The organism is Occultella kanbiaonis (genome assembly GCF_009708215.1).
GTDB classification, from domain to species: Bacteria; Actinomycetota; Actinomycetes; order Actinomycetales; family Beutenbergiaceae; genus Occultella; species Occultella kanbiaonis.
Window position 1 is genome coordinate 5350443 of record NZ_CP046175.1, and the last position, 13280, is coordinate 5363722.

General features: G+C 71.1%; 13 protein-coding genes and 1 pseudogene. 9 read left to right on the forward strand and 5 right to left on the reverse strand.

The annotated features are described in order from the left end of the window. Positions 1-26: 26 nt before the first annotated feature. The gene (locus GKS42_RS24535; RefSeq protein ID WP_210769265.1) at positions 27-455 is read left to right on the forward strand and encodes a DoxX family protein; all 429 of its coding nucleotides are present in this window, start codon (positions 27-29) and stop codon (positions 453-455) included. Positions 456-510: 55 nt separating this feature from the next. Here the strand turns inward: GKS42_RS24535 and GKS42_RS24540 are convergent. Both GKS42_RS24540 and GKS42_RS24545 read right to left on the reverse strand, forming a co-directional pair. Beyond that, positions 511-1627 (reverse strand): annotated as a pseudogene (locus tag GKS42_RS24540) (winged helix DNA-binding domain-containing protein). Positions 1628-1673: 46 nt separating this feature from the next. Next, a complete protein-coding gene (locus GKS42_RS24545) occupies positions 1674-2561 on the reverse strand; it encodes a LysR family transcriptional regulator (protein ID WP_154796217.1) in 888 nt (295 codons plus the stop codon). Between the two features lie 104 nt (positions 2562-2665). Here GKS42_RS24545 and GKS42_RS24550 point away from each other — a divergent pair, with 104 nt between their 5' ends. The 6 genes from GKS42_RS24550 to GKS42_RS24575 are packed head-to-tail and all read left to right on the forward strand — an operon-like array spanning position 2666 to position 9360. Then, positions 2666-3652, forward strand: coding sequence for a hydroxyacid dehydrogenase (locus GKS42_RS24550; RefSeq protein ID WP_154796218.1), 987 nt, complete (start codon positions 2666-2668; stop codon positions 3650-3652). Further along, positions 3649-4833, forward strand: a complete 1185-nt coding sequence (locus tag GKS42_RS24555) for a mandelate racemase/muconate lactonizing enzyme family protein (RefSeq protein WP_207632327.1) — start codon at positions 3649-3651, stop codon at positions 4831-4833. Before GKS42_RS24550 ends, GKS42_RS24555 begins: the two co-directional genes overlap by 4 nt. 5 nt (positions 4834-4838) lie before the next feature. Next, complete coding sequence (locus tag GKS42_RS24560; RefSeq protein ID WP_154796219.1) at positions 4839-5723, forward strand: sugar phosphate isomerase/epimerase family protein; 885 nt, start codon at positions 4839-4841, stop codon at positions 5721-5723. A 49-nt stretch (positions 5724-5772) separates the two neighbouring features. Then, entirely contained in the window at positions 5773-6774 is a 1002-nt protein-coding gene (locus GKS42_RS24565) for an ABC transporter permease (RefSeq protein ID WP_232847833.1), read from the forward strand. Beyond that, positions 6771-7658 carry a carbohydrate ABC transporter permease gene (locus GKS42_RS24570; protein ID WP_154796220.1) on the forward strand — a complete coding sequence of 296 codons (888 nt, stop codon included), beginning with the start codon at positions 6771-6773 and terminating at the stop codon, positions 7656-7658. Before GKS42_RS24565 ends, GKS42_RS24570 begins: the two co-directional genes overlap by 4 nt. Before the next feature lie 49 nt (positions 7659-7707). Further along, entirely contained in the window at positions 7708-9360 is a 1653-nt protein-coding gene (locus GKS42_RS24575; protein ID WP_154796221.1) for an extracellular solute-binding protein, read from the forward strand. A 65-nt stretch (positions 9361-9425) separates the two neighbouring features. Here GKS42_RS24575 and GKS42_RS24580 read toward each other — a convergent pair whose 3' ends face one another. Continuing rightward, positions 9426-9980, reverse strand: a complete 555-nt coding sequence (locus GKS42_RS24580; protein WP_154796222.1) for a 23S rRNA (adenine(2058)-N(6))-methyltransferase Erm(C) — start codon at positions 9978-9980, stop codon at positions 9426-9428. 69 nt (positions 9981-10049) lie between these two features. Beyond that, positions 10050-10463 carry a DUF6463 family protein gene (locus GKS42_RS24585; protein ID WP_210769266.1) on the reverse strand — a complete coding sequence of 138 codons (414 nt, stop codon included), beginning with the start codon at positions 10461-10463 and terminating at the stop codon, positions 10050-10052. Positions 10464-10558: 95 nt separating this feature from the next. Here GKS42_RS24585 and GKS42_RS24590 point away from each other — a divergent pair, with 95 nt between their 5' ends. After that, positions 10559-11266, forward strand: coding sequence for a dienelactone hydrolase family protein (locus tag GKS42_RS24590; RefSeq protein ID WP_154796223.1), 708 nt, complete (start codon positions 10559-10561; stop codon positions 11264-11266). An 18-nt stretch (positions 11267-11284) separates the two neighbouring features. Next, the gene (locus GKS42_RS24595) at positions 11285-11995 is read left to right on the forward strand and encodes an LmeA family phospholipid-binding protein (protein WP_154796224.1); all 711 of its coding nucleotides are present in this window, start codon (positions 11285-11287) and stop codon (positions 11993-11995) included. 58 nt (positions 11996-12053) lie between these two features. Here GKS42_RS24595 and GKS42_RS24600 read toward each other — a convergent pair whose 3' ends face one another. Next, the gene (locus GKS42_RS24600; protein ID WP_154796225.1) at positions 12054-13280 is read right to left on the reverse strand and encodes a DegT/DnrJ/EryC1/StrS family aminotransferase; all 1227 of its coding nucleotides are present in this window, start codon (positions 13278-13280) and stop codon (positions 12054-12056) included.

Sequence of the window (13280 nt, forward strand, 5' to 3'; positions counted from 1 at the left end):
TCGCCAGGTGGCGCGACCGGCTACTCGTGGCCCTGATCGTCTGGTTGGTCGTTTCCTTCACCGCCGGCGCAGTCACCAAGTTCATGCCGGGCGAGACCTTCTTCGGGCCGCCGTACTCGGTCAAGTTCGAGAACTGGGGCTATCCGGCGTGGTTCAGGTTCCCAGTTGGCATCGGAGAGCTGGTTGCCGCCGTGGCGCTCCTGTTCCCGCGGCTTCGGTTCCTGGGGGCGAGCCTGTTGATGATGATCACGGCGGGGGGATTCGTGACGCACCTGGCGAGCCAGGACCCGTTCGTCGAGAGCGTCTCGGCACCGCTGCACCTGGTGCTGGCAACGATCCTGGCCATGGCGACCCGACCGGTCGACTGGCGCGAGTTCGGCACCTTCCCGAGAATGACCGGAGCCTTTGGACTGTTCCGTCGGCGCCGAATCGATCCGGTGCTGCCGGTGAAGTGACTCGCTCCTGCGCATCGCGTCGCGTCCGGTTCGGACTGCAGCGTCCGCCGGGCGGTCAGGGCAGTTCGGCGAAGCGACGCTGGATGGTGGCGAGGTCCCGCGCGCCGAGCGAGCCGAACGGCTCCGGGTCGATCCCCGCCTTCGCGCCGGTGCCGGCACGCTTCCAGGTGGCGATCACCTGGCCGCCCCTGACCACGGTGGACCGGAACATGCCGTTGCCGCCGGGCACGATCCGGTCCTCGAACTCCTTCGGCACGGTGAACGTGCGGTCGGCGTAACCCAGCACGAACTCGTCGAACCCGGGCAGCAGCCGCAGCCGGCGTGCGTCGGCGCCGTGGTCGGCGAGCAGGTCCGGCAGCGCCGGGTCCATCAGGTGCTCGGTGCCGTCGATGTCGACGGCGGTGAACTCGCTGCGGACGGCGGCCACCCCGGCCCGGGCCTCGGTGAGGGTGAGCGAGGCCCAGCGGGCCAGGTCCCGGTCGGTGGCCGGGCCGTGGCTGCGCAGGTACCGGCGGGCCCACTCGGCCAGGCCCTGGTCGCGGGTCGAGACGCACCGGCTCGGGGATCCAGTGCCGGTAGCCGACCACGAGCTGCTCGGTGCCGGACATCGGCCCGAGGACGAGCGTGGTCTCCTGGCAGAGTTGGCCGAGCAGGTGCACCGCCGTCTGTGACTGCACCAGCAGGCCCGCCGCGTCCCAGAGCCCGAACAGGTCCGCGCGGCGCAGGCCCGCTGGGGGTGTGGTCGCCTCGCCGTCCGCCGGAGTGAGGCGCGCCGGCCGTGCGGGCTCATCCGCGAGCGCGCCGAGGGCCACCTCCCGGGCCTTGTCCAGGACGGCGTCGGTGATGCCCAGTTCGGTGCGACGGCGGGTGGCGCCGGCGATCATCCGCGGGCCCGTGATGTCCAGCATCCAGCCGAGGTCCTCGGCCGGCACCAGGTGCAGCGTTCCGCGCATCGGCCACGAGCGGACCACCTCCCCCGCGGCCAGGGCGGCCGCCACGGCCTGGCGAGTTCCGCCGTCGACCCGTAGTGCGATGGACGTGAGTGCACCCGGGAGGTCCTGCGCCTGCGCCGCGCCGAGGTGACGCACCGCGTCCGCGGGCCTCGCCGGGCGCGGCCCGGCGAGGCGCTGCGCGAGGAGGCGGAGCAGGGCGAGGTCCCGGCGCGTGAGCATGCGTGCGAGTATGCCAAGGACCACCGTCAGCCAGGCCCTGTGGCGATCAGGGCTGCAACCGTGCCCGCAGGTAGGCGATCACGTTGATGAGCGCGGGGTTCATCGTGTCCCGGCGCCAGCAGGCGTGCAGCGAGACCTGCGGCGAGGGCCCCACCACATCCCGATAGATCACGCCGTCGAAACTCATGGCGGCCGCGGATCGAGGCACCACGGCGACACCGCGGCGGGCCCGCACCAGGGCGAGCGCCGTGGAGAGCTGGGAGACGCGTTGCGCGGCCACGAAGTTCTCGCTTCCCAGCAGCCGCACGCAGAGGTCGTGCAGGTAGTGCGTGCCGTCCTCGGCGTACTCGAGGATGGGCTCGTCGATGAGATCCGCCGGGGCGATCGGCCCACCGGTCTGAGCGAGGTGATGGCCGTCGGGGAGCGCCACGATCAACGGCTCGGCGTGGACGGGTTGGGCCTCGAGCTCCTCGGTCGGCACCGGCGGGCGCACCAGGCCGAGGTCGATCCGGCCGTCGGCGAGCGCCTGGAGCTGTTCGGCCCCGCTGAGCTCGACCAGGGCGACCTCCAGCTGCGCGAGCTCGAAACTGATCTCGGTGAGCAACGGTTCCAGGATGCTCAGTGCCGCGGCGCTGATGAAGGCGACCTGGATCCGGCCGGCCTGGCCGGCTGCCACCCGCCTCGCGGTCTCCGGTGCACCGTCGGCGAGGGAGAGGATGCGGCGGGCGTCGCGCAGGAACACCTGGCCGGCCACGGTCAGCTGCACGCCACGCGGACCGCGGTCGAACAGGGACACCCCGACCGCACGCTCCAACGCCTGGATCTGCCGGCTCAGTGGCGGCTGGCTCATCAGCAGGGCCTGCGCCGCGCGACCGAAGTGGCCGTGCTCGGCCACCGCGACGAACCCGCGCAGTTGAGCCAACGAATACATCATGCGGGAAAGGTATCAAGCGATGCGAAAACGGCCTTGGACGAGTATCACGACGAGCGCTTAACCTCCATTCAGTCGCCACCCCCGTTCTGACCTAGGAGATCTGCGTGATCAGCCTTTCTGCCGTGATGACCCCTGCCCGAGCCGAGGACGTCTGCGCACCGGCGACGCGTGAGTGGCTGGAGTCCACGTTCGCCGTGCGCTGGGGTGGCGAGGAACTCGGCTCCGCCGAGGTCGCCGAGCTCGTCACCGGCGCGGACGTGGTGCTCACCAGTTGGGGCACGCCGCACCTGGACACGGCACTCCTGACCGCGGCCGGCGCCCCGAAGGTGGTGGCCCACGCGGCCGGGTCGGTGAAGCGCCTGATCGACGCCGATGCGATGGCGGCCGGCACGGCCGTGTTCTCGGCCGGCGAGCGGATCGCCCTCTCGGTCGGTGAGTACTGCCTCGGCGCGATCCTGACCCTGCTGCGCCGGCTGCCCGAGCTCGATCAGGCCATCCGGCGCGGCGGGTGGAAGCAGCCGCAGCTGCGTGGCTCGGAACTGACCGGGCGCACCGTCGCACTGGTCGGCGCGAGCTCCACGGCGCGCGCCCTGATCCGGCTCCTCAAGCCGTTCGCCGTCGACCTGTGCGTCTACGACCCGTACCTCAGCGCCGAGCGGGCGGCCGAGCTGGGGGTGCGCCAGGTGTCCCTGCTGGAGGTGATGGGCGCCGACGTCATCTCCATCCACGTGCCGAGCACACCGGAGACCGCGGGCCTCATCGGCGCGGACCTCATCGGCGCGATCCGTCCCGGCACGGTCCTGATCAACTCCGCGCGCGCCGCGACGCTGGACGGCCCCGCCGTCACCGAGGCGATCCGCGAGGGCCGGATCCTCGCCGCCCTCGACGTTTTCGAGGTCGAGCCACCGACGCTCTCCGCCGAGCTGTTGACGGCGCCGAACGTGCTCCTCACCCCGCACGTCGCCGGGGACACCGTCCAGGGGCACGCGGACCTGACCGCATTCGTCATGGCGGACGTCACCGCGTGGCTCCGGGACGGCACCCGGGGCGCCTCGTTCGTCGACCCCGAGCGTCTGGCAGTGAGCGCGTGAGCGCCGTGCAGACGGCTCCCCGCGCCGGTGCTCCGCGGGTCAGCAGCCGGATCGCCGCCGTGGAGGTGTTCGCCGTGCCGGTGCCCTTCAAGCACCGGTTCGTGCTGGGCAGCGGGTCGGTCGGTTCGGCGCACCAGGACGGGGACGTGCTGTTCGTCAGGATCACGGCTGACGACGGACAGGTGGGTTGGGGCGAGCAACGCGCCCTCCCGAGCTGGAGCCACGAGACCATCGAGACGATGGCGGTGATCGTCCGCCGGTACCTGACGCCCCTGCTCATCGGCACCGACCCTACCCAGGTGGAGGCGTTCCACCGGCGCGCGAGCGCACTCCTGAGCCCGTCGGTCTCCAGCGGCTTCCCGTTCGCCCGCGCCGCCGTGGACATCGCCCTGCACGACCTGGCCGGCCGGGTCCTCGGGCTGCCGGTGCATGCCCTGCTCGGCGGGGCCACCCGTACGGAACTGCCACTGTGCTCCGCGATCGGCGTGGACCCGCTCGACGTGATCCGCGACCGGGTGCTCGAGTCCGGCGCGATGCACGCGTTCAAGGTGAAGATCTCCGGCGACATCGACGCGGACGCGGCCGCGGTGCGCACCGTCGCCGACCACGCCGGCGGCAAGCCCATCTGGCTGGACGCGAACCAGTCATATCGACCGTCGGCCGTGCGACAGCTCCTCGAGCGGATCGCGGACGTGCCACACCTGTACTGCCTCGAGCAACCGGTCCCGAGCGTGGACTGGGGCGGGATGAGACGGGTGCGGGAGATGGTCGACCTTCCCATCGCCATCGACGAAGGCAGCTTCAGCAGCGCCGACCTCGCCCGGAGCGCCACGCTCGACCTCGCCGACCTGGTCGTGGTGAAGGTCTGCAAGTCGGGCGGCCTACGCGCGGCACAACGCACGGTGGCGGTGGCCGAGGCGCACGGACTCGAGGTGCTCGCGAGCGGCCTCACCGACTGCGGGATCGGGTTCGCGGCCGCCCTGCACCTGTTCAGCCTCGTCGACCTGGCGCTGCCCGCCGAGCTGAACGGCCCGGAGCTGCTCGCCGAACTGTTCGTGGACGGGTTGCAGATCACCGACGGCGTGGCGCAGGTCCCGAACGGTCCGGGGCTTGGCATCGAGGTCGACGAGGACCGGATCCGCGCGCTGGCGCGGCCCTTGAACTACGGAGAACAGGACTGATGGCGATGACACAGCATGGACACGCAGCCGTGGCCCCCGCGGACCACCAGGCGGGCGTGCTGTCCCGGGACCGGGTCACCTGGTCGGTCTTCGCCAAGCCCTGGGCCGACCTCTCCGGAGCACAGCTCGGCAGCCTCGTCTCGGAGATCGGATTCGCCGGGGTCGAGATCCCGGTGCGACCGAACAGCTTCGTCACCCCACAGCGGGTCGAGGCGCGCCTGCCCGAGTTCGTGGCTCAGCTCAACGACTCCGGCGTGGTCCCGATCAGCGTCGCCGCCGACCTGACGGAACCGACGTTCGCGGCCTGCCAGGCCTCCGGTGTGCCGACCATCCGGGTGATGGCGCCCATCGAGGCGGACGGCTACATCGCGTCGGTGGCCCGGTTCCGGGCCCAGCTGCAGCAGTCGGCCCGGTGGGCCCGACAGTACGGCGTGAAGGTGGGCGTCCAACCGCACCATGGCCGGTACGTGGCGTCCACCGCCCAGGTGCTGGACCTGCTCGACGGGCTTCCGCACGCGGACTTCACCCTGATCTGGGACGCCGCGCACGACGCACTCGCCGGCGACGACCCGACGCTCACCCTGGAGATCGCGGCGCCGCGGCTGGACATCGTGAACCTGAAGAACGCGGTCTACCGGCAGCTCCCGCCCGAGCCGGGTCATGAGTCCGCCGGCCGAACCCGGACGCAGTGGCGCTCGTGGTTCGTGGAGGGCGCAGACGGGTTGTCCGACTGGTCGACCGTGATGACCCAGCTGCGTGCCCGCAACTACGCCGGACCGGTCTGCCTGAGCGCCCAGTACACCGAGCCCGACGGCCCGCTCATCGAGGTCGTGGCCCGTGACCTCGCGCTCGCCCGCCGGCTCTACGAGAGCGCCGCCGCGCCGGCCTGACCGGCGGCACCTCCGACCACTCGTCGACCCGCATCCAAAGGAGGAGAGCGTGAGTCACACCGCGACAAGCCCCGTGCTGGCACGCGATCGCAACGGCCCAGCCGGAACCGAGCCGGCCGGGAGCCCGGCACCACGACGGCAGATCCGCTGGCATCAGCGGTTCCTTCGCGACCGTGCCCTGATCATGATGGCGCTGCCCGGCCTGGCCCTCGTCCTCGGCTTCCACTACCTGCCGCTGGTCGGGAACGTGATCGCGTTCCAGGACTACGTCCCGTTCCTGCCGTTCGGGTCGAGTCCCTGGGTGGGCTGGGAGAACTTCGAGATCATCTTCAACGGCGACCCGGCGTTCCTGCGTGCGCTGCGGAACACCTTGGTCCTGACCCTCGTCCAGGTGCTGTTCGTCTTCCCCGCTCCGATCGCGCTGGCGCTGCTCCTGAACAGCCTCCTCTCCGAGCGCGTGAAGCGGGTGGTGCAGTCGATCCTCTACATGCCGCACTTCCTGTCCTGGGTGATCGTCGTCGCGGTCTTCCAGCAGATGGTCGGCGGGAGCGGGCTGCTCAACAACACCCTGCGCGCGCACGGCCTCGACCCCATCTCGCTGATGGGCAACTCCGACCTGTTCGTGGGACTGCTGACCACCCAGGTCATCTGGAAGGACACCGGGTGGGCGACGATCCTGTTCCTGGCCGCCCTCTCGCAGATCGACTCCTCGCTCTACGAAGCGGCGAGCGTGGACGGCGCGTCCCGGACCCGGCAGCTCTGGCACGTGACGCTGCCCGGCATCCGCGGGCTCATCATCCTGCTGCTGATCCTGCGGCTCGGTGACTCGCTGACCGTCGGCTTCGAGCAGATCATCCTGCAGCAGCAGGCCGTCGGGCTCGCTGCGAGCGAGGTCCTGGACACCTACGTCTACAACAACGGGATCGTCGGTGGCCAGTGGGGCGTGTCGGCCGCGGTCGGTCTCGTCAAGGGACTGGTGGGGGTGCTCCTCGTGCTCGGCGCCAACAAGGTGGCCCACATCTTCGGCGAGGCAGGGGTGTACAAGTCATGAGCGCCTCACGTCGCCTGGATGCCCCGCCGATGCCGGCACGCGTCCTGAAAGGCATCGCGCTGACGGTGATCTGCGCGCTCGTCATCATCCCGTTCGTGGGCATCCTGTCCACGAGTCTGGCGAGCCGGGAGCAGGTCAACGCGGCGGGCGGCTTCGTGCTGCTGCCCTCGAGCGTGACCCTGGACGCCTACCGGTCGATCTTCGCCGGCGGCGTGGTCTCGCAGGCCATGCTCGTCAGCATCGGGATCACCCTGGTGGGCACCACGGTGAGCCTGGTCGCCTCGACGATGCTCGCCTACGCCCTCTCCCGGCACGGCTCGTTCGGGCAGAAGCCCATGCTGATGCTCGTCCTCCTGACGCTGCTGTTCTCCCCCGGGATGATCCCGAACTACCTGGTGGTCAAGGAGTTCGGACTCCTCGACAGCTACTGGGCGCTGATCCTGCCGACGGCCCTGAGCGGGTTCAACGTGATCGTGCTGCGGGCGTTCTTCATGGGCGTCCCGGCGGAACTGACCGACTCCGCAAGGATCGACGGCGCGGGCCACCTGACGATCTTCACCCGGATCATGCTCCCGCTGTCCAAGGCGGTCCTCGCCGTGATCGGGCTGTTCTACGCCGTCGGCTACTGGAACGCGTTCTTCAACGCGCTCCTGTACATGAACGACTCCAGCAAGTGGCCACTACAGCTCGTCCTGCGCACCTACGTCGTGAACAACGCCGAGCTCGGGGCCTCCGACCTCGGCGCCACCGTCGACGTGGTACCGCCCCAGGCCTCGGTCCAGATGGCCATCCTCGTCGTCACGATCGTCCCGATCCTGATCGTCTACCCGTTCCTCCAGAAGCACTTCGCCAAGGGCGTCCTCACCGGAGCAGTCAAAGGCTGACTGCTCGGTGCCGAGACGGCCCGACCCCCGGAAACGAAAGGAATGCATCATGAGCAGTTCCATCTCGCGTCGCACCGTCCTGCGTGGCGGCCTCGGAGGACTGGCCGCGCTCGCGGCAGCCCCGGTCCTGGCAAGTTGCTCCGGTTCGTCGGAGGGCGGTGACGGGGACGATGCCGCGGCATCCGCATCCGCCGCAGCCTCGGTGCTGCCGAACTACATCCCGTACCAGGGCGTCCAGCCCGACATCACGGGCGAGGGTGGCATCCCGAACGTGTTCTTCGCCTACCCGGCCGACCCGCAGCCGGCCACCACCGAGAAGCCGGGCGACGGCAGCCCGATCTCGGCCTCGATGGGCACGTTCGCGCCGATCCCACCCACGGCCGACCGCAACCCCTACTGGGCCGAGCTGAACGAACGGGTCGGCTCCGAGCTGCAGCTGTCCATCACTCCCGGAGCCGACTACCCCCAGCGGTTCGCGACGGCGGTGGCCGGCGACAACCTGGGCGACATCTTCAACGTCGACGGCGCGCTGTCCCAGCTGCCGCAGTTCCTCGAGGCCAAGTGCCAGGACCTCACCGAGTTCCTGGCCGGGGACGCGATCGCCGACTACCCGTTCCTGGCGAACCTGCCCACCGACTCCTGGCGGGGCACCGTGTTCAACGGCAGGCTCTACGGGCTCCCCGTGCAGCGTGGCATCACGGGGTCCCAGATCATCTTCACCCGGGATGACCTGTTCGAGGCCCGGGGCGTGGATCCCTCGTTCGGCAGCCTCGACGAGTTCCTGCAACTGTGCCGGGACATGACCGATACCCAGGCCAACGTGTGGGCCCTCACCGAGGTACCCTTCGTGGTCCTCCAGGCCATGGCCGGCATCCAGAACGAGTGGATGGCCGACGGTGGCGGATCGTTCACCCACGCGCTCGAGGTCCCCGAACAGAAGGATGCCTTGGAGTTCGGCCGGAAGCTGGTCGAGGAGGATCTGGTCCACCCGGACGGCGTCGGCGGCGCGAACGCCGACGCCAAGGCCTGGTTCAGCCAGGGCTCGGCCGCCGTGATCGAGGACACCTACACGGCGGTGGCGGGATTCTTCGCCCGGAACACGATCGGCGACGCCTACCGGCTCGGCCTCCAGGTCGCGCCCGGTCCCGATGGTGAGCCGGCCCCGATGTGGCAGGGCATGCCGAACAACTCGTTCACGTCGCTGGCGCAGGCCGATCCGGACCGGATCAGGATGCTGCTGAAGGTGCTGGACTGGCTGGCCGCACCGTTCGGCACCGAGGAGCACCTGTTCCGCAGCTACGGCATCGAAGGCGTGACGTTCGAGTTCGACGGGACCGAGCCGGTGCTGAACCAGGACGGTCTGGCCTACACCGCGAACGGCGCGTTCCCGGTGGAGTACCTCGTCGATGCGCCGAAGGAGACCTACTTCCCCGGCATGCCCGACGTCGCCCAGGCCGTCTACGACCACCAGGCGATCGCGGTTCCGGCGAGCTCGCTGACGGCGGCCTGGGGTTTGTACTCCGAGACCCAGGGCCGGGTCGGCGGGCAGTTGTCGACCATGCTGACCGACGCCCGCAACGGCATCCTGCTCGGCCGCGAGCCCGTGGACTCCTGGGACGACACGGTCGCCCAATGGCGCTCCGGTGGTGGCGACGACATCCGGGCCGAGTACGAGGAGGCCTACGCGGCGCTCGAGTCCTGACGCAGGATCCGCGGCGACGCGATGAGCGTCGCCGCGGATCCTGCGTACCACCAGGGCCACCACGGTCATCGACGCCGGGATCGACGGCGCCGCTGCGGTGCCCGGCGCCGGCGCAGTACCAGGACGGCACTGTCGTCCCGCGGCGGCGGATCGAACGCCCGGGCCGGCACGTGGGCGCCGACCTCGGCGGTGAACCCGCTCGGCGGCGCGGACGCGTACCTGTTCGCCATCCACCTGGGCACCACCAGGTCCGCCCGCCGAAGCGCCGAGTCGCGCCCGGTCAGCCGCCGCACCAGCGCCGCGGCGGCCGCGTACGGCGGGTTGGCCACCACGCGGAACGGACGGTGCGGCAACGGCACCTCGAGCATGTCACCCTGCACCACGGTCACCTGGTCATGACCGGCGACGGCGTCGCGGAGCCGGCTCGCGCGGCCGGCATGCAGTTCCACGGCGATCACCCGGGCCCCACGGGCCGCCATCGGCACGGTCAGCGCACCGGTGCCCGACCCGAGGTCGAGGACGAGGTCGGTGTCGCGGACGGAGATGCCGTCGAGGATCCGCTCAGCCCAGGTCCGGCGCAGTCGATGCCAGCCCCATCGTCGTTGCCCGTTCCCGGGCACGACGCACCATCATGAAGTAGTTGCTCATGGCCGCCACGGTAGGGTCCGCCTGCCGGTGCCGACAACGGATTATCGCAGCGCCGACACCCGGTCACCGGGCTCCGGGACGCGGTCGCGGCGCCCGAGCGCGGAGGAGACGATCAGCGCCGCTGCCGGGACGGTCCCGAGGATGAAGCCGCTCGGACCGATCAGGGCGACGGCGGTCACGACCCAGACCAGCAGGACCCAGCCGACGTAGCCGGGCAGTCGCTCGCCGCGCCGTCCCAGCCGGACGGTGAGCAGGCCGAGCAGGGCCAGCACCGGCACGAAGCCACCCGGTAGCGCCCAGAACGTGGCCAGCGAGAGGGGGTCGGGGCCAGCCCCGCGCAGGCCGCCGGCGAACCACTCGGCCCAGTAGGGATGCACGGCGAGGGCGATGGTGTGGAGCACCGCGATCGCGACCATGGCCCAGCCGGCGAAAACGGTGAGGCGTTGAGTTCTCATGTCGGCAAGCCTTGCGGGTGGCCCGGTTCGGCACGCCACCCGGGCGAGGGGTCGTGGTCCCCCGAGCGAGGGAACCGTGCCGCTACCGTGAGGCCATGAGTGACGTCCTCACGGTGACCACGGACTCGGGCGACCTTCCGGTGCACAGGTGGCTGCCGCCGTCGGGCACCGGCCCCGGCCTGCTCCTGCTGCAGGAGATCTTCGGTGTCAGCGACTACATCCGCGGCCGCGCTGCGGACCTGGCGCGGGCCGGCTACGTCGTGTACGCGCCCCAGCTGTACTGGCGTCTGGACGCGGGAGAGCTGGACGAGAAGGACCCGGACCTGCTCGGCAGGGGCATGGCGCTCGCCCAGCAGCTGCCCTGGGCGGACGCCCTCGCCGACGCCCGCGCGAGCCTGACGGCGTTGCGCGCCGCCCCCGAGGTGAGCGGCGGCGTCGGCGTGATCGGGTTCTGCTACGGCGGCGGGCTCGCGTTCAACGTGGCCGCGCTCGAGCCCGTCGACGCGCTCGTCTCCTACTACGGCTCCGCGCTGCCGAACCTGCTCGACCTGGCGCAGGCGGTCGGCACCCCGAGCCTGCACCACTTCGGGACCGCGGACGCCTACATCCCGCTCGACGTGGTCGAGAAGATCCGTGCCGCGGTCACCGCCGACAACGACCGCGCCGAGTTCGAGCTGCACGACGGCGCCGGGCACGCGTTCGACAACCCGAACCCGGCCTTCCACCACGCCGGGGCCTCCGCCGCCGCGTGGCCGCACACCCTCGCGTTCCTGGGCGAACACCTCGGCGCCGCCCAAGGTTGATCGCCTACCGTGGGCACCATGTCCCGCGGATGGAAGATCCTGCTCGGCACCCTGGTGCTGCTGGTCGTGCTGCTCGGCGCCGCGTTCGGCGTCGACCGGTACCTGGTGGCGCAGACCGAGGCGCAGCTCGAGGAGGAGATCACCACATCGGTGCCGGAGCTCTCCGGTGACATCGACGTGGAGATCGGCGGCTTCCTGTTCCTGCCGCAGGTCCTCGCCGGTCGGCTCGAGGATGTGCGGTTCACCGCCGCCTCGGCCACCTATCAGGACCTGACATTCCAGGACGTGGACGTGCGACTGCTCGGCGTGAGCACGGGCGAGCCGCGCACCGTGGACGACGTGGACCTGCGGATGACCCTGCCCGTCGAGACGTTGCAGGCGGCGCTGGCCTCCTCCGAGGACGTGCCCGAAGGAGTCGGGATCGATGTGGTCGACGGCGAGCTCGTCGCCACGGCGAACCTGCTCGGGCTCCCGATCACGGTCGGCCTTGAGCCGGTCGCGAACGGGAACTCGATCAGCGTCACGCCCACGAGCTTCAGCATCGCCGGCGCGACCGTGTCCGCCGAGGACGTCCCGGGGAACCTGATCGGCGACCTCGGCGGCCTGGACGTGCCCATCGACCAGCTGCCCGAGGGCGTCGAGCTCACCGAGGTCGTCGTGCTCGACGGCGGTGTCCAGGTCTCGATCACCGGCACCGATCTGGCCCTGGACGAGCTTTCCGTCGGCTGAGTCCCCGAGCCGGAACGGCGCGCGTGCCCGGCGGCGGCGCCCCGGGGCCGGCCGCCGGCTAACGCAGGTCGTCCGCGCGGCCGACCACCTTGGCGATCGCGCGCCCGACGGCGCCGATCTGCTCCTCGGACCCGAGCAGCACCGACTGGGTCAGCCAGAGCGTGTCGCTGCTGACGAGGTCTGCGTTCGGGCAGTCCGCCTCAGGTACCGGCTGGCCCAGCTTCGACGCCAGGGCACCGGACTCGCGCAACAGGGCATCGTTGCGGTGCAGGGGGACGTACCCGGTGGCGGCCGGGATGCCCTCGGCCGCGAGCGCCGCGGCCGCCGCATCGCGCAGCCCCTGCGCGCCGAGCCCGGGAACCCGGAACAGGAACAGGTGCCGCCCGTGCGCCGTGACCCGTTCGTCGGTCGGCGCAACGACCACGCCCTCCACGCCGGCGAGCTGCTCGGCGAGTGCCAGGGCGTTGCGTTCGCGGAGCTGCTGCTGCTCCGGCAGCCGGGCCAGTTGGGCGCGCAGGATCGCACCCTGGAACTCGGTGAGCCGCAGGTTGTACCCCACGGCGTCGTGCTGGTACCAGCCGCCGCCGGGCACTCGGCCCACGTTCACCAGGGAGTACACGGCGCCGGCGAGGTCCTTGTCGTTGGTCGTGACGATGCCTCCCTCACCCGCGCTCAGGTTCTTGGAGGACTGGAAGCTGAACGTGCCGAGGTCGCCGATCGTGCCGACGCCGCGACCCTCCCACTGCGCGCCGGCGGCCTGCGCGGCATCCTCGATGATGGTCAGGCCGAGCCGGCGGCCGAGCTCGGCGAAGGCAGTCATGTCCGCCACGTTGCCGGCGAGGTGCACCGGGATGACGGCCTTCGTGCGCTCGGTGACGACGGACTCGACCGCGGCCGGGTCGAGCAGATGGCTGTCCGCGTCCACGTCGGCGAACACCGGGACGGCCCCGACGAACAGCGCCGCCGCGGCGGTGGCGATGAACGTGTAGGGCGGCACGATCACCTCGTCCCCGACGCCGACCCCCGCCGCCCGCAGGGCCGCGACCAGTGCGAGGGTGCCGTTGCCGAGCGCGATCGCGTGCTCGGCCTGCTGGCTCCGGGCGAACTCCCGCTCGAACGTCGCGACCACGTCGCCGTGGGTACTGCCCCAGGCGCCCGAGTGGAGCACCTCGAGCAGTCCGCGCTCCTCCTCGGGGCCGAACCGGGGCCAGCTCGGAAGGGCGGGCAGCCCCTCCAGTTCGGCCGGGCCGCCGTTGATGGCGAGGGACGGTGTGGCAACGGTCAT

Coding starts and splice junctions, on each gene's coding strand:
- GKS42_RS24600 (WP_154796225.1), bottom strand. CDS start 13,280: ATGACCGTTGCCACACCGTCCCTCGCCATCAACGGCGGCCCGGCCGAA.
- GKS42_RS24570 (WP_154796220.1), top strand. CDS start 6,771: ATGAGCGCCTCACGTCGCCTGGATGCCCCGCCGATGCCGGCACGCGTC.
- GKS42_RS24595 (WP_154796224.1), top strand. CDS start 11,285: ATGTCCCGCGGATGGAAGATCCTGCTCGGCACCCTGGTGCTGCTGGTC.
- GKS42_RS24575 (WP_154796221.1), top strand. CDS start 7,708: ATGAGCAGTTCCATCTCGCGTCGCACCGTCCTGCGTGGCGGCCTCGGA.
- GKS42_RS24590 (WP_154796223.1), top strand. CDS start 10,559: ATGAGTGACGTCCTCACGGTGACCACGGACTCGGGCGACCTTCCGGTG.
- GKS42_RS24545 (WP_154796217.1), bottom strand. CDS start 2,561: ATGATGTATTCGTTGGCTCAACTGCGCGGGTTCGTCGCGGTGGCCGAG.
- GKS42_RS24560 (WP_154796219.1), top strand. CDS start 4,839: ATGACACAGCATGGACACGCAGCCGTGGCCCCCGCGGACCACCAGGCG.
- GKS42_RS24585 (WP_210769266.1), bottom strand. CDS start 10,463: ATGAGAACTCAACGCCTCACCGTTTTCGCCGGCTGGGCCATGGTCGCG.